The organism is Streptomyces sp. NPDC006602, assembly GCF_042870385.1.
In the GTDB taxonomy this organism is placed as follows: Bacteria; Actinomycetota; Actinomycetes; order Streptomycetales; family Streptomycetaceae; genus Streptomyces.
Map to the genome: position 1 here is coordinate 61,135 of NZ_JBIAHG010000034.1, position 15,040 is coordinate 76,174.

At 69.7% G+C, this 15,040-nt stretch carries 12 protein-coding genes and 1 pseudogene; 7 read left to right on the forward strand and 6 right to left on the reverse strand.

Going from position 1 to position 15,040, the window contains the following annotated elements; translation table 11 throughout:
- Positions 1 to 177: 177 nt before the first annotated feature.
- Positions 178 to 579 carry a winged helix-turn-helix transcriptional regulator gene (locus tag ACFYO2_RS41460; RefSeq protein WP_388360372.1) on the forward strand — a complete coding sequence of 134 codons (402 nt, stop codon included), beginning with the start codon at positions 178 to 180 and terminating at the stop codon, positions 577 to 579.
- 52 nt (positions 580 to 631) lie between these two features.
- Here ACFYO2_RS41460 and ACFYO2_RS41465 read toward each other — a convergent pair whose 3' ends face one another.
- The 3 genes and pseudogenes from ACFYO2_RS41465 to ACFYO2_RS41475 all read right to left on the reverse strand — a co-directional run bounded on the left by ACFYO2_RS41465 (position 632) and on the right by ACFYO2_RS41475 (position 1,763).
- Positions 632 to 991: a CGNR zinc finger domain-containing protein gene (locus ACFYO2_RS41465; protein ID WP_388360375.1), complete on the reverse strand. Its 360-nt coding sequence runs from the start codon at positions 989 to 991 to the stop codon at positions 632 to 634.
- A pseudogene (locus tag ACFYO2_RS41470) lies at positions 915 to 1,112 on the reverse strand (ABATE domain-containing protein); the annotation flags it as partial. The gene ACFYO2_RS41465 and the pseudogene ACFYO2_RS41470, both read right to left, overlap by 77 nt.
- A gap of 84 nt (positions 1,113 to 1,196) precedes the next feature.
- Entirely contained in the window at positions 1,197 to 1,763 is a 567-nt protein-coding gene (locus ACFYO2_RS41475) for a TetR/AcrR family transcriptional regulator (RefSeq protein WP_388360378.1), read from the reverse strand.
- 392 nt (positions 1,764 to 2,155) lie between these two features.
- Between ACFYO2_RS41475 and ACFYO2_RS41480 the strand changes: the two genes are divergently transcribed.
- The 3 genes from ACFYO2_RS41480 to ACFYO2_RS41490 all read left to right on the forward strand — a co-directional run bounded on the left by ACFYO2_RS41480 (position 2,156) and on the right by ACFYO2_RS41490 (position 5,258).
- On the forward strand, positions 2,156 to 2,947 hold the full coding sequence (locus ACFYO2_RS41480; protein WP_388360380.1) for an SDR family NAD(P)-dependent oxidoreductase: 792 nt from the start codon (positions 2,156 to 2,158) through the stop codon (positions 2,945 to 2,947).
- A gap of 262 nt (positions 2,948 to 3,209) precedes the next feature.
- Positions 3,210 to 4,274 (forward strand): alkene reductase, encoded by a 1,065-nt coding sequence (locus tag ACFYO2_RS41485; RefSeq protein WP_388360384.1) that lies wholly within the window; start codon positions 3,210 to 3,212, stop codon positions 4,272 to 4,274.
- Between the two features lie 66 nt (positions 4,275 to 4,340).
- Entirely contained in the window at positions 4,341 to 5,258 is a 918-nt protein-coding gene (locus tag ACFYO2_RS41490) for an alpha/beta hydrolase (RefSeq protein WP_388360387.1), read from the forward strand.
- 508 nt (positions 5,259 to 5,766) lie between these two features.
- On the opposite strand, the gene ACFYO2_RS41495 is transcribed toward ACFYO2_RS41490, so the two are convergent.
- Entirely contained in the window at positions 5,767 to 6,234 is a 468-nt protein-coding gene (locus ACFYO2_RS41495) for a winged helix-turn-helix transcriptional regulator (RefSeq protein ID WP_388360390.1), read from the reverse strand.
- 104 nt (positions 6,235 to 6,338) lie between these two features.
- Between ACFYO2_RS41495 and ACFYO2_RS41500 the strand changes: the two genes are divergently transcribed.
- Together ACFYO2_RS41500 and ACFYO2_RS41505 are read left to right on the forward strand one after the other, a co-directional pair.
- Positions 6,339 to 6,839, forward strand: coding sequence for a PaaI family thioesterase (locus ACFYO2_RS41500; RefSeq protein ID WP_388360392.1), 501 nt, complete (start codon positions 6,339 to 6,341; stop codon positions 6,837 to 6,839).
- 1,106 nt (positions 6,840 to 7,945) lie between these two features.
- Positions 7,946 to 8,530 (forward strand): hypothetical protein, encoded by a 585-nt coding sequence (locus ACFYO2_RS41505; RefSeq protein ID WP_388360395.1) that lies wholly within the window; start codon positions 7,946 to 7,948, stop codon positions 8,528 to 8,530.
- 253 nt (positions 8,531 to 8,783) lie between these two features.
- On the opposite strand, the gene ACFYO2_RS41510 is transcribed toward ACFYO2_RS41505, so the two are convergent.
- Together ACFYO2_RS41510 and ACFYO2_RS41515 are read right to left on the reverse strand one after the other, a co-directional pair.
- A complete protein-coding gene (locus ACFYO2_RS41510; RefSeq protein WP_388360397.1) occupies positions 8,784 to 10,442 on the reverse strand; it encodes a DHA2 family efflux MFS transporter permease subunit in 1,659 nt (552 codons plus the stop codon).
- A 117-nt stretch (positions 10,443 to 10,559) separates the two neighbouring features.
- Positions 10,560 to 11,300, reverse strand: coding sequence for a response regulator (locus tag ACFYO2_RS41515; RefSeq protein WP_388360400.1), 741 nt, complete (start codon positions 11,298 to 11,300; stop codon positions 10,560 to 10,562).
- Between the two features lie 791 nt (positions 11,301 to 12,091).
- Here ACFYO2_RS41515 and ACFYO2_RS41520 point away from each other — a divergent pair.
- Positions 12,092 to 14,869: an AAA family ATPase gene (locus tag ACFYO2_RS41520; protein WP_388360403.1), complete on the forward strand. Its 2,778-nt coding sequence runs from the start codon at positions 12,092 to 12,094 to the stop codon at positions 14,867 to 14,869.
- The last annotated feature ends 171 nt before the right edge of the window (positions 14,870 to 15,040 follow it).

Here is a 15,040-nt window from a genome sequence, read left to right on the forward strand (position 1 = left end):
TGATGTGCTGGTCATGACGCTACCTACTGAGTATAGAAAAGTAAACTCAGGTGCTGTTAAGGTCACCCCCATGAAGGCGAGGGCCGAAGCGCTTCAGGACGCCGGCATGGACTCCCGTCTCGACCGGGACATGTCGAACTGCTCGATCGCCCGGACCCTTGAGGTCGTGGGTGAGAAGTGACGATCCTGATCCTGCGCGAGGTCTGGTACGGCTCGTCCCGCTTCAGCGACTTCGAACGCGTCCTCGGCTGTCCTCGCAATCTTCTCGCGGCGCGGCTTCGGATGCTCGTGGAGGAAGGGATCCTGGCCACCGAGACCTACAAGGAACCGGGCTCGCGGGGTCGGCCGAAGTACGTGATCACACCCAAGGGTGTGGATCTGGTCCCGGCCGTGACGGGACTCCTGCAGTGGGGCGACCGCTATCGCGCCGACCCGGAGGGCCCGGCCGTGCTGGCGCGACACCGCGGATGCGGCGCGCACGTCGACGCCCAGATCCGCTGCGAACGGGGCCACGCCGTGCAGGCGGAAGACATCGAGAGCGTCCCCGGCCCTGCGTTTCGGATGAGGACCGTCGAGTGAGCTGAGCGCGGTTGCGCCAGGAGTTCGTGGTGGGCTCAGTCTGCCGGTGGGCTCAGCCTGCCGGGGTGTGCCCACTTCGTCTGGCCCTGGCCTGGTGGAGGCGGACCTTCGTGCCGTTGCCGCAGCGGGACATGGAGCACCAGCGGCGGTTGTGGGCGGGGGAGCGGTCCAGGAGGCGTGCGGCGCACAAGTCCGCGCCGCGGACGCGTACGCGCCGGATCTCGGCGGACAGGAGCAGGTCGACGGCGTCCTGGGTGATCAGTGCCGGCGCGGCTGCGGGACCGGTGGCGATGCTCGTGGTGCCGGCAGGCTCCAGGCGTCCGTCCGTGATGGCTATGTGCAGGGTGGGTCGGGGCCTCGGCTGCTGCTCGGTTGAGCGTTGTGACGTCGCTGGATGCGGGTAGCCGGCCACCGGCAGCCGCGCGTACGGCTCGGTCGACCGCCTCGCGCAGTCGTCGGCCCGACGTCGGGGCGGCGGCAGCGGGCGGGGCTCCGCAAGATCGGTTATGGGAAGTACGTCCTTGCCGACGCATGGAACCAATCCCCTTGACGGGCCCAACACGCCCTTCACTACCTGGCGTTGGGCCCAGCCGCACACCCCGTGTCCAGGATTTCGGTCAAGGCCGGTGCGGTGCGGTCAGGGCTTTGTGGGTCGACTCCAGGATTTTCTCCGACAGTTCTGTGCCCGCCGTGGCTCGGGCAAGCAGGATTGCGCCGACCAGCGTGGCCACCATGGGAAGGCCGTCGTTGGCGTCGGTAGACAGCCACCCGGCGAATTCCTCGACTCCGGCCGCATACGTTTCGCGCACTTCCCCAGCTGTGGGCTCGCGAGCCATGTCCCCTGCGAATCCCGCGGTGGGACAACCGGTGCCGGGCTGGTCGCGGTGCTCGGCCGACAGGTAGAAGTCGACGAGGGCGCCGCGCGCGGTGTCGTGATCGCCGTGGGCCGTATCGAACGAAGCCAGGAGCAGGTCAAGGTCCCCGAAAGCGGCCTCAGCCGCCTCGGCCACCAGGGCCTCCTTGGAGGGGAACTGCTTGTAGAAGCCGCCCGTGGTCAGGCCGATGGACTTCATCAGATCGGCGACGCTGATGCCGTTCACGCCGCGCTCCCGGAAGAGCTGGGAGGCCGCGGCGACCGCGCGCCTGCGGTTCTCCATCGCTTGTGCTTGCGAAACGCGACTCATCAGTCACCTGCCCATGTTAGATAGTGAAGTGCATCTATCATACGCGACGTGCGGGCGGGCGGTCGCGGTGCCCTCTTTCCGTACGGCTTTTTCTCGCGGTCGCAAGGCGAGGAGCTCGTGGGTCCGCATCCGAACCTGGAGCGGCTTTCGGCCGTGTGATGCCTCTGAGGGCGGTGGTCCACGGCGACCATGAGCCCGAGGAGTCTCCATCCGAATCTGATCGGCCGCCAACCCTGTAGCCACGGGTGCACGTCGAGCAGTCTTCGGCCGCGGGCGGTCACTGGGGGCGTCGGGGCCGTTGACTGGACCGCGTTAGATACTTATCGTAATCTAAAGCGGGGTCGACGCTTCGGCCCCTACTCATCCGCCAGCCCAGAAATGAGTTCCACCTCATGTCCATGCAGAACAAGACCGCTGTCGTCACCGGCGCATCCGCCGGCCTGGGTGCCGCCTACGCGCAGCGGTTTGCCGACCGGGGCTACGACCTGATCCTGGTGGCCCGCAACACCGCGCGGCTGGAAACGCTGGCGTCGGACATCCGCAGCCGCACGGGCCGTGCGGTGGACGTCGTCACCGCCGACCTCACCAATGCGGCGCAGATCGCCGTGGTCGAGGAGCGTCTGCGCACCGACGAGAGCATCGAGGTACTGATCAACAACGCCGGCGGGGGGCTGTTCACCCCGCTGGCAACCTCCGACGCCGCGGCCTCCGAGGCGCTGATCAACCTCAATGTGACCTCGCTGACCAGGCTGACCACCGCTGTCCTGCCGGGCCTGACGGCCCGAGGGCACGGCACCGTGGTGAACGTCTCCTCTGCCCTGGCTCTCAACATCCTGCCCGTCAGCGCTGTCTACAGCGGCACCAAGAGCTACGTGCTGACGTTCACCCAGGCTCTGCAGCAGGAGCTCGCCGAGAGCCCCGTGACGGTGCAGGCCGTGCTGCCGGGCGCTGTCCGTTCGGAGTTCTGGGACGGCTCCGGCGCCGACCTTGAGGCGTTCCCCGACGAGTGGATCATGAGCGTGGACGACGCCGTCGACGCGGCGCTCGCGGGCCTGGACGCCGGGGAGCCCGTCACCATCCCGTCACTGCCGGAGATCAGCGACTGGGAGTCGTTCGAGAAGGCCCGGCAGACGCTCGTCCCGAACCTGTCGCGGCGGGTCCCGGCCGCTCGCTACCGCGGCTGACCGCCGCACCGACTCCGGTGCGGCAGTCCCTTTGTGACAACGGCCCGGCCGCTGCCGCACACGACTGATGCGCCCTGTGGCGTGGGGCAGTCATGTACGCGGCAATCCCGCCGTACCGTCGACTGCCCCTCCACCGCAGTCCGCCTTCCACGGTGGAAGGTCACTGGACCCATCCGGCCGGTCACCGCCTACGCGCTACCCCGCGGGGCAGGCAGCCCGCCACCTCGCAGCTCTCTCTCACCCTTTATTTGAGGAAACATCCATGTTGAACGCCCTGTGGAACCCGATCGTCGCCGGCGAGATCTCCCTGCCGCACCGGCTGGCCATGGCCCCCCTGACGCGGAACCGGTCCACCCCGGAGGGTGTGCCGACCGAGCTGAACGCCGAGTACTACGCCCAACGCGCCTCGCACGCCCTCATCATCACCGAAGGCACCCAGCCCAGCGCCGACGGCCAGGGCTACCCGGTGACCCCGGGCATCTACACCGAGGAGCACATCGCCGGCTGGCGCAAGGTCACCGACGCCGTGCACAAGGCCGACGGACGCATCGTCATCCAGCTCATGCACGCCGGACGGATCGCGCACCCCGACAACACCCCCCACCACCGGCAGCCGGTCGCCCCCTCGCCGGTCCAGCCGGCGGGCACCATGTTCACCGCCTCAGGGCTCCAGGAGATGCCGGTACCGCGCGAACTGTCCACCGAGGAAGTCGCCGCGACGGTCGAGGACTTCCGACGCGCCGCCGCGGCCGCCGTCGCGGCGGGCGCCGACGGCGTCGAGATCCATGGTGCCAACGGCTACCTCCTGCACCAGTTCTTCGCCACCAACACCAACCAGCGCACCGACCAGTACGGCGGCTCCGTCGAGAACCGCATCCGCTTTGCCGTCGAGGTCGCCACCGCCGTGGCCGACGAGATCGGCGCCAGCCGCACCGGCATCCGGATCTCCCCCGGCAACCCGTTCAACGACATCGCCGAGAGCGACACCCACGAGCTGTACCCCGCCCTCGTGCGCGCCCTCGCCCCGCTCAACCTCGCCTACCTGCACATCGGAAACCACGGCGGCGACGACGAACTCCTTGCCACCCTCCGCAAGCTGTGGCCGAACACCCTGGTCCTCAACCGGGCCGGCACCGACATCGCCACCCGCGCCAAGGACGTCGAAGACGGCATCGCCGACGTCATCACCGTGGGCTCGATGGCACTCGCCAACCCCGACCTGGTCGAGCGCATACGCACCGGCGCGCCGCTGAACACGCCCGACCCCGCCACCTTCTACGGCGGCGGCGAGGCCGGCTACACGGACTACCCCACCCACACCGCCTGACAAAACCCCCGCCATACCGGTCCTGGCGGGGCCGGTACGCCCAAATGGCCCCATGGAGGCAACCACGTGTCTGAGCACGCTGCTGTTGAACTGAGCCCGGAAGCGATCGAATTCGCGGACTTTTTCGCCGCGATGGTGATTCCCGAGTCCGAACTGGACGCGACGCGCACCCGGGTGGAGAGCTCCCATCTCATGGCACGGGAGCCGGAAGGTGTCACCTATCGGGAGGTGGACGCGGGTGGCGTGCTGGGTATCTGGTGCGAACCCGTCGGCTCCAACACCGACTACGTCCTCCTGCACAGTCACGCCGGGGGTTCCGTATTTTCGTCGGCGGTCGTCGACCGGAAGCTCGCAGGCCATATCGCCAAGGCCGCCGGTGCCCCCGTACTGGTCCTGGACTTCCGGCGGGCACCGGAACACAAGTACCCGGCTCAGGTGGACGACGCGGAGGCGGCCTTCAACTGGCTGCTCTCCGAAGGGTACGAGCCGGGGAACATCATCACGATCGGCCACTCGATCGGCGGGTTCATCGCCGTCGCCCTGGCGCTTCGCCTCCGCGACAAGAAGCAGCCCCTGCCCGGCGCCATCGTGTCGATCTCCCCCTGGTGCGACCTCGAGATCGCCAACGAGACCATCGCGGCCAACGCCGGGACGGACAAGATCCTCAGCAAGGACCTGCTGGAGTTCTTCCGGGACGCCTGGATCGGTGGCACGGGCATCGAGTTCACGGACACCCGGATCAATCTGAACCGGGCGGACCTGAGCGGTCTTCCCCCGACCCTCGTCTCCTGGGGCACGTACGAGGTCCTGGCCGGCGAGGACGAGGAGTTCGCCGCCCGCGTCAAGGACGCCGGAATCGACACGGCGACCGTGGTGGTCCCCGGCGGCCAGCACTCGTACGTCTACGGTGCCGGCCGGATTCCGGAGACCGACGCCGCCATCGCCCAGATCGGCGCGTGGGTCCGGGAGAAGACGAAGATCTGACCGAATGGTACCGGCGCGGCAGTTGCACGATTTGCGCGCCTGCCGGATCGGGACGGTGGACGGACGCCGGCATGGCCTGCAGCGGCGCGCAGGTCCGCTGCGCCCGCGGCCTCGTCCCGGTCCGGCAGGCGACGGTCCGGACTGCCGACCAAGACGGCGGCTTCAGCTATGCGCGCGCATCGTCGCGCGCGTAGCTCGCCGACTTCCGTCGCCGTCCGGGCCGTGGATCCGTCTCGTCCGGTCGACAGCGACAGCGACAGCGGCAGCGACAGCGACAATGACGTCGCCGCAGCCGTCGGCAATCCGAGCCTGGTTCCACTGTCGTCCGCTCAGCCCGGGATCACGTCTCGGCGACCGGGTGAGGCCCGGGCGTATACGCGGGAGGCCATCGAGGTCGGTTCGGCGGGGCGCGAAGTCGATCATGTCCTGCGGGGCAACGGGCGGCGGAGTGCACGGCACTCGGCTGATGTCTCACCGCTGCCTGGCCCACGACCGCGAGGTCGATGGCTCACGACCGGAGGCGGGCACCTGTTCCCAGCCGGGCGGTGACGTCGCGGGGACTGAGGGTGGAGTGTTCCGTGGAGCACTCCACGACGACGCGGACCGGGGCGTCGCACTCGGTGTGGCGGACGTCCAGCAGAGGCCCCTCGGAGCCGAGGGTGTATGCCTCGCCCCACTGGCTGAGCGCCATCAGGACGGGCCACAGGTCCCAGCCCTTGCGGGTCAGGCGGTATTCGTTGCGGGAGCGGCTGCCGGGCTCCTGGTAGGGGACGGTCTTCAGGATGCCGGCCGAGGTCAACTTGCGGAGGCGGTCGCTGAGAACGGCTTCCGACAGGCCGATGTGGCGGTGGAAGTCGTCGAAGCGGCGGACACCATTGACGGCGTCACGCAGGATCAGCAGCGTCCATTTCTCCCCGATCACGTCGAGCGTGCGCTGGACGGGGCAGTTCTCCGTGCTCGCCTCAAGCCACTCCATCCCGCCATCGTAAGGGTCTGCCTTCGCCATTGACAGTCAGGTGACCCAAAGCCTAGCTTCGCTGGAAAAAGTCAGCAGAAAATCAGAGGGAAGGGCGCTGGACCGTGGGGCGAACGCGTACGTATCACTGGGACGATCCCGCGATCTCGGCGGAGGCCGCCGGGCGCATGGCCGGCATCGACTTCCTGCGCGAGGTGCAGGCGGGGCGACTGCCGAGGGCGCCGATCAGCCACACCGTCGACTTCTCCCTGGACGAGGTGGAGCCCGGCAGGGCGGTCTTCTCCCTGACGCCTGGCGAGGAGCACTACAATCCGATCGGCAGCGTGCACGGCGGCATCTTCGCCACCCTGCTCGACTCGGCGGCGGGCTGCGCCGTCCAGTCCACCCTCCCGCTGGGCATGGCGTACACCTCGCTCGACCTGACGGTGAAGTTCCTGCGACCGATCACCGTGGACACGGGCCCGGTGCGCGCCATCGGCACGGTGGTCAACAAGGGCCGCCAAACCGCCCTCGCCCAGGCCCAGTTGGTCGACGCGACGGACCGACTGCTCGCCCACGCCACCAGCAGCTGCATGCTCTTCCCGGTGCCCGCCCCTCGGGTGTGACTCCGCGGGCAGGGCCCTCCGTCCGTGGGCCCGTGGGGAGCCGGCACAACAGAGGGTGCGTCGACGTTCCACTCGGCGGCGGCCCGTTGCCCCTTGGTGGCTCGTCGGCTGTGAGGCCGGTGTGTGTCGCAGACATGCCTGGGCGCCCCGGGGGATATGCCCCCCTCGGGCGCCTCGTGCTGTGCTCAGGCGGCGTGGACGGGTGGTTGGTGGAGCAGGCAGCGCCGCCGCCGTAGAAGGTGTTGGTGCGATGTCGGTGCCGGCCGGGGCATGGCAGGTCCTTGTAGCCTGCGAGCGCCACTCCGTCGAGCGCCGGCTCACCTCCCACGCCTGCGAACATCCTCCCGTTACAGGGCCTCGTCACCTGCAAAGTGCTGCGCACCCGGGTCCCGCGTCCTGGCGCGCCTGGGCCGGGACGAGTTACTCCGGTCTCGCGGGTTTCTCCCGGGGCGGCGCAGGTCTTGGAAAGAGGGGAGGGGCGAGCCGAAGCCGAGGAGGCGCAGAATTCGGGGTCCGGTGCACCAGAGCGCCGTCAGAACCGGCGCCACCTGGGCCTCCGTTTCGCGTTGGGTCAGTTGACCCGGCCAAGTCAGGCTCGTCCGGCCTTTCATGCGGCGTGACGTCCAGATGAGGAGGCCGTTCGTGGCAGGGCCGTGAGATGGGCGTAGGCATCCGCCTGCTCATGCCGCCGCGCAAGAGGGGCGCGAAGAGAGCTGGGCGAGGGCGTCACGCGGGCCGCTGCGTGCGGCGGTCGGTAGCGGAGTCTCCCCGGTTCGGCGGCAGCCCTGTTCCCGTGCCGCGGCAGGTTGCGCAAGGAGGGGCATCGGAGAGAAGCCGCGGGCAGGGATGCGAGGCCACCCGGGCCGGCGGCCTCGCAGTGCTGAGCGGTCATCGCACCGGGCGCGAGCGCCGTGGTGAGCGTGCTTCCCGCCACTCATGTGAGTACGGTCATAATCTAAAGTCTGATCAGACCCTTGTTCGCAGGCCGACCCCTTTCTTATGATCGTATGGTCGTAATGTAAAGCTCAATGAGCGTGCGGGCGGCGCGTCCTGCGAACCCGAGGGCCAAAGAGGCCCAGCACTCTCTCAGTCGAAAGGGACTTCCCATGAAGTCGCTGGTCTTGCCGAAGACGACGCCTGGGGCAGTGGACGAGGCGCGGGGTGCGGAACGGACGGACACCGAGACGGCCGCGGCGCGACGGAGCCCGGGTGCCCCCGGTCCCCTCGCCTCCTTCGCCCGGTTCGTCCTGTTCGGTGGTGGTGTCGGGGTCGCGTCCAGCATTGCCGTGGCCGGGCTTGCCGGACTGATGCCATGGGCTGTGGCGAACGCTGTGATCACCGTCGCCTCGACTCTCCTCAGTACGGAGCTCCACGCACGCTTCACCTTCGGGGCAGGCCATGCCGGATGGCGCCAGCACTGGCAGTCCGCGGGGTCGGCCACGGCCGCCTACGTGGTGACCTCCACCGCGGTGCTCGTCCTGCACCTCGTGCAGCCGGCGGCCGGAGTGCTCTACGAGCAGGTCGTCTACCTCACCGCCGCCGGGCTCGCCGGCACCGGGCGCTTCCTGGTGCTGCGTGTGTTCGTCTTCGCCGGTGGCCGGACCCGGACCACGGTGCGGGCCATGAGCCCGGCGCCGGCACGGGAAACGGGGGCCAATGTGTCGCTGCTCTTCCCGGTACCGGCACTGTGAGTAAACCGTCCGACAGCGTCTCCCTCGCCGATGACCGCCGCCTCCAGTGAGGCCCCGTAGGTCCCGCAGCCGAACCTTCCCACCGGCAAGGCGAGGTGGGCACCGAGTCGGGGAACCAGGGCGTCCATCACCTGCGCACTGCGGTGTGTCGGACGCGACGGCTGGGAGCCGGGCGGAATGCCGCGAGTTCGTACGGAGGGGGAGGTGTGAGGTGCCTCAAGGCCCGCAGCGTCTGCTGCGGGCCTTGAGGCACCTACCGGCCGACACACCGGTGAACAGCGGGTCGGGGATCGCGTCGGCCCGCGCTCGGAGTCGCGGGCCACGTTTCGCGCCGGAGGGTTACTGCCACCGGCAGGTGATCCACACGATCCGGTGTCTGTCCGGCATAGCCGTGCGTCGGCGGCGGTCTGGATATCCTCGACGATGCGGGCGTACGAGGCGCGCTGGGCGTGGGGCGAAGCTCAGGTGGCGGCTGGGGCGCGGGCCGGAGTATCCCCTGGGGCAGGTCGGCAGCTGGGCCACCGGTCTTGCGCCGACTGGGGATCAGGAACGTCAGTGCCGCCGCCACGACCAGCGCACCGGCGCCGAACCAGAGCGCCGGAATCAGTCCGTCCACGAACCGGGAAGCGGATTCGTAGCCGCCCTGGGCGGAGAAGATGGCCGCCAGGGACGCGACACCGATGGCGCCGCCGACCTCTCGGATGGCGTTGTTGGCGCCGGAGGCGATGCCCTCTTCCTCCGGGTGGACCGTGCTCATGACGAGGTTGGCGGTGGGGGCGAAGAACATGCCCATGCCGATTCCGCAGACGATCAGCGCCGGCAGCAGAGCGGTGTACGACACCTGCGGCTCGACGGCCAGCGCCCAGAGGCCCAGGCCCACGGCCTGCAGGGCAAGCCCCACCGCGACGACCGGTCCGCCGCCGATGCGGTCGGAGAGCGCCCCTGCGAGCGGTCCGGCGATCATGGGCATGGCGGTCCAGGGCAGCATCCGCACGCCGGCTTCCATCGGCGAGTAGCCGCCGACCGTCTGCAGATACTGGCTGAGCAGGAAGATCGACCCGAACATGCCCAGGAACATCAGCAGGCTGGCGGCGTTGATGGCGCTGAACGAGGGGTGACGGAACAGGCGCATCGGCAGCATCGGGTGCTTGGCGCGCTGTTCCCAGGCGACGAAGGCGACCAGCAGGAGAGCGCCGCCGATCAGGCCGCCCAGTACCAGGGTGCTGGTCCACCCCTCGGCGTTGCCGCGGATCAGGGCGTAGACGATGCCGAACAGACCGCCGCTGGCCAGAAACGTGCCGGGGAGGTCCAGGCTCGGGTTGGGGCCATGGCTCTCGTTCAGGCGCAGCAGGGCGAGCGGTATCAGCGCCAGGCCGGTCGGGACGTTGACCCAGAAGATCCACTGCCAGGAGAGGTGCTCGGTGAGCGCGCCGCCGATAAGTGGTCCCATGGCGACGGCGATGCCGCTGGCCGCGCCCCAGATGCCGAAGGCGACACCGCGCCGCTCGGTAGGGACGGCGGCCGACAGCAGGGTCAGGGTGAGCGGGGTGATGATCGCGGCGCCGAAGCCCTGCACCGCGCGGGCGGCGATCAGTTCGTTCATGCCCGGTGCGAGCGCGGCCGCGGCGGAGGCGGCGGTGAAGATGCCCAGCCCGAGGACGAACAGCCGTCGGCGGCCGAAACGGTCACCCAGGGAAGCGCCCAACATCATCAGCACGGAGAAGGTGAGCGTGTACGCGCTCACCGTCCACTCGAGGTCTTCCAGACCACCGCCGAGGTCCTCGCGGATGGAGGGCAGAGCGGTGGTGACGATCAGGTTGTCGAGCGCGGTGATGAATCCCGCCGCGCTGGTGATGACCACGGCCCACACGGCGCTGCCGCGCCGGGCCGGTTGCTGGCTTTGCTGTTCCATGACTTCCCTTGACGGACTGGGTTGGTAATTGATCATTTGGATGACGCCGCCGGGGCTCAGCGTGAAACCGAGCCCCGTCAGCGGCAGGCTGAGTGCGGATCCCCGCGTGACTGGACCTCAGCCGGCTGCGGGCAGAGCGTCAGGACCTCTGCGGTCGGCGATGACTGCGGGCGGCGGTGCTGGTCGTGCGGGCCTGACCAGTCCGGTGTCGTAGGCGAAGATCACGGCCTGGACGCGGTCGCGGGCGCCGATCTTGGCGAGGATGTGGCTGACGTGGGTCTTCACGGTGGACTCGGCCAACGACAACCGTTCGCCGATCTCGAGGTTGCTCCAGCCGGAGGCAATGGCGATCAGTACCTCGCGCTCGCGCTGGGTCAAGGGCTCGCGCTGGGTCAGGAAAGCGAGCTGCCGCTTTTGGCCGGGGGCGCGGCCGGGCAGCCGGTCGGAGAAGGCGTCGATGAGCTCGCGCGTCAGGCCGGGGGCGATGACCACGTCCCCGGCGGCAACGGATCGGATACCGGCGACGAGTGCGTCGGGCAGCGCGTCCTTCAGCAAAAACCCCCTGGCACCGGCGCTCAGGGCGTCGTAGGCGTGCTCTTCGATGTCAAAGATGGTCAGGACCAGGACAGGGGAGCGGCCTCCGGACTCCACGATGCGGCGGGTGGCCTCGATGCCGTCCATGCCGGGCATCCGTACGTCCATGAGTACGACGTCGGGGCGCAGTTCGGCGGCTTTGCGGACCGCTTCGGCGCCATGGGCGGCCTCGCCCACCACGGTCATATCGGGGTGCTGTTCCAGAAGCATCCGGAAGCCGAAGCGCTGAAGGGCGCGGTCGTCGACGATGAGAACGGTGGTCATGCCAAGTCTCCGTGTGGGCGGTGGTGGGGACGAGAAGGGCACGGACGGTCCAGTCGCCGCGGGAGTTGGGCCCCGCGGTGACCTCTCCGTGGCAGAGGGCGGCCCGCTCGCGTATGCCGACCGGCCTCTGGTCGCCGCCGTCATGGCCGTCCACCCGTGGGGTGCACGACGGTCCGGTGCCCTCGGCGGTGACGTCTACCGCGTCGAGGGCCGGGGTGCCGATGACGTGCGCCGCGGTGTACGGGGGCGGCGTACTTGGCGACGTTGGTCAGGACTTACAGGACGATGCGGTGGACGGCGAGCCGGGGCACAGGATGAGGCATGCCGTGCCGCCCTCGGTGTGCGGGGTTGCGGTGGGGCCGGCGGCGTGGGCCCACCGCAACCGGGCGTCGAGGTCGACCAGGCCCGACTGGGATGTGTACGGGGTGTCGTCCGGCTTCTCGCCGTCGTCGCGGATGACAGACGGCGTGAGCGGCGTACTTCTCCTTGCTGCCGTTGCTTCGAGATCTTGGTGGTTGCTTCGCGGTCGACATCGGCCGGCCGGTTGAGTGTGCGGAGTTGCCTGTCGAAGTCCCGGGCGGGAACGACATGGTGGAGCGTGCTGATGCCTCCGGTGGTCGGGCCGACGGCGTAGGGCGGTTTCGCGAAGGCGCTGATCAGGTTTCCGACCCTACTGATGAAGGGATGGCAGCGGATCCGTCACCGTATCGGTCATGGAACTGCCAAATCTGGTGGAACGCGGGTACCGGGAGTGGCTCCGGGCGACCGTAGCCCTTTAAGGTTTCAAGCAAATGGACCTGTACGGACGCCGCCAGGAGCAGGCAGCCCTTGACCGGATCCTTGACGGTGCTCGGCAAGGCGACGGGGCAACGCTGGTGCTGTGGGGCGAACCCGGCATCGGCAAGACCGCCCTGCTGGAATACGTGGCCGAGTCCGCCGCTGCGGACTTCACCGTCTTGCGATGCGGGGGCACCCGCCTGGAGTCGGGGCTGACGTTCGCCGCGCTGCACGAATTGCTGTGGCCGGTGACGGAGCGGATCAGTACGCTCCCGGAGCCGCAGGCCAACGCCTTGAACGGGGCGCTCGGTACCAGCAGCGACGCGGCGGACCGGTTTCTGATCGGCGTGGCCGTACTGACGCTCGTCGGCGAGCTGGCCAGGGAACGGCCGGTGCTCATCGTCGCCGACGACGCCCAGTGGCTGGACGAGTCCTCCGCACAGTGCCTGGCCTTCGTCGCGCGCCGACTGCACAACGAGCCCGTGGTCATGCTCCTCACTGGACACGAGGATCCCGGTGAGGGTCCTTGGGAGAAGCTGGCGGCCATGGAGGTCCGGGAGCTGGGCGACGAGGACGCCCGGCTCCTTGCCCGTGCCGTCGCTCCGCACGTGGACGAGGCGGTGATCCGCCGCACGGTTCGCGTGGCGGCCGGAAATCCCCTCGCACTCCACGAGCTGACCCCGTCCGTGGCGGCCGGCGACATCTCGACGAACCCTCTTGCCGATGAGCAGATCGCCGTCGGGCCACGCCTGCGCCGTGCCTTCCGCGCCCGGATCGAGAGGCTGTCCGCGCCTGCCCGCACCGCGCTCCTTCTCGCCGCCGCCGACGACCGTAGTGATCGCAACACCCTGCGCCAGGCCGGGGTTGTGCTCGGCCTCGACGTGGGCGCGTGGGACGAGGCGATGCACTCTGGCCTGCTCACCACGCGCTCTGACGGGCGGATCTGCTTCCGCCACCAACTGATGGAGGCCGTGGTCTACGAGGAGGCGCCGCCCGCGAACCGCCAGGCCGTGCATCATGCGCTCGCCTCCGTCCTGACGGGTGAGAACGCCGACGAGTTGCGCCCCTGGCACCTCGCCGCGGCTTTGGAAGCCGTGGGCCGACTCGACGAGGAGGTGGCCCGGCTGCTGGAAGGGTCGGCCCACCGTTCCTGGGCGCGCGGTGGCTGTGCCACGGCGGCTCGTGCCCTGCGGCGTGCGGCGAAGCTGTCCCCCTCGACGGACGACGCGGCCAGACGACTGGCGCACGGGGCCAAGGCGGCCTGGGAGGCCGGCCACGTCGACGTGGCGCGGGCAATGCTGGAGCGGGCCGAAGGGCTTTCCTCCGCGTCCACGGTCGCGGATCTCAGCGAGGGGCTGCGCGGGCTGATCGAGTTCGCGCACGGCGATCTGGAAACCGCCTGCCGGCAGCTGACCCGGGACATGGAGCGGGTGGCCGATCCCGGGCAGGCGTTCAGGCTCGGCAGTATGGCGCTGCGGGCGGCGTGGGCGGCCGGTCATGGCGCACTTCAGCGCGAGGCGCTCCAGCGGCTCGAGCGGCGGCTCCCGCAAGGGAACTTCCCGAACGCCGATCTGCTGCCGTTGCTGCGCGCATGGTGGACGGAGGACCGGGGCGGCGGCACCGATGACCGCGACCAGGTCGTGGCCCCCGTCGCTGACATCCTCACCCGGCTCAGCGGCAGTTCCTGGCTCCTGATGCCACCGGCACCGCTGGCGGTGGCCTGGGGAATCGAGTCCGCCCTGCAGGAGGCGCTTCGCCGTGAAATCGACACGCTGCGGCACACGGACCAGGTCACTGCCCTGACCCAGGCGCTGGCCCAGACCGTGGCGCCCGACATCGCGCAAGGTTCCTGGACCTCGGCCACGGCGAACGCCCTGGAGGGGCTCCACGTGGCCGAGGGGACCGGCGACGACCACTTGGCGGCGCAGTGCCGCGCCGGTCTCGGATGGCTGGCGGCCGCGCGAGGCGAGGAGCAGACCGTCGCAGACTTCGCCGCCCGGTTCATCGAGGTATGGGTGCCGCGTGGGGTGCGCGTCTTCAGCGCAGGCGCGGAGTGGAACCTCGGCATGACGGCGCTCTTCGCCGGCCGGGCCGAGGAGGCGCTGGACCGCTTGGTCCGGCTGACCGAGCACGGGCACCACGCGGCACACCCCACCATCGCCGTGCTCGCCGCTGCGGACACCGCCGAGGCCGCCCTCCAAACAGGGCAGCGGGCGACGGCCGAGGAACAGGCGCGGCTGCTGCGGCGGTGGGCCGAACGGACCGGGGCGGCGTGGGCGATCTCCGCGACGCACCTTGTCCATGCCCTGCTGGCCTCCGGAGCGGACGCGGAAAAGCAGTTCTGGCTCGCGCTGGAGGTCCCCGGAGCCCGGTCGCGGCCCTTCAACTACGCCCGCACCCGCCTGCTGTACGGCGAGTGGCTGCGGCGGGCCCGCCGCCGTACCGACGCCCGGACCCAGCTCGCCGAAGCCGCGGAGATCTTCCGGCGACTGGACGCAGCGCCCCTGCTTGCCCGCACCCGGGCCGAACAGGAGCTGACGGGGCAGCAACCGTGCCGGGACTCCGCGCGGGCACGGGCGCAGGAAACCCCAACAACCCTCACCGCGCAGGAGTTGAGAGTCGTACGGCTGGCCGCGGAGGGACTCACCAACCGGGAGATCGGGGCACAGCTGCTGATCAGTCCTCGTACGGTGGCCCATCACCTGGGCAACGTGTTCCCCAAGCTCGGTATCGTCTCGCGCGCCGACCTCGCGCGCGTCGACTTCGAGGACGGGCTGCGTCTGATGGGATGACCGGCGGTATCCCGGGGCAGCCGGGGTGGCTCGCCGATGCTCGGATTCTTGGCGTGGGGAAGGTCTCCGTCACGGTCGCGCCCGGTGTCGTGGTGGATGCGGTAGGCCACCGCCCGGTTGGCGGTGACCCGGTCACGCCACTCCGCGCCCCGGTGCTGGAACCGTACGACC

Excerpts from the sequence above, each read along its gene's own strand:
- ACFYO2_RS41495 (WP_388360390.1), bottom strand. The coding sequence starts at position 6,234 with ATGGAGTGGCTTGAGGCGAGCACGGAGAACTGCCCCGTCCAGCGCACG.
- ACFYO2_RS41520 (WP_388360403.1), top strand. The coding sequence starts at position 12,092 with ATGGACCTGTACGGACGCCGCCAGGAGCAGGCAGCCCTTGACCGGATC.
- ACFYO2_RS41510 (WP_388360397.1), bottom strand. The coding sequence starts at position 10,442 with ATGGAACAGCAAAGCCAGCAACCGGCCCGGCGCGGCAGCGCCGTGTGG.
- ACFYO2_RS41480 (WP_388360380.1), top strand. The coding sequence starts at position 2,156 with ATGTCCATGCAGAACAAGACCGCTGTCGTCACCGGCGCATCCGCCGGC.
- ACFYO2_RS41475 (WP_388360378.1), bottom strand. The coding sequence starts at position 1,763 with ATGAGTCGCGTTTCGCAAGCACAAGCGATGGAGAACCGCAGGCGCGCG.
- ACFYO2_RS41515 (WP_388360400.1), bottom strand. The coding sequence starts at position 11,300 with ATGACCACCGTTCTCATCGTCGACGACCGCGCCCTTCAGCGCTTCGGC.
- ACFYO2_RS41485 (WP_388360384.1), top strand. The coding sequence starts at position 3,210 with ATGTTGAACGCCCTGTGGAACCCGATCGTCGCCGGCGAGATCTCCCTG.
- ACFYO2_RS41505 (WP_388360395.1), top strand. The coding sequence starts at position 7,946 with ATGAAGTCGCTGGTCTTGCCGAAGACGACGCCTGGGGCAGTGGACGAG.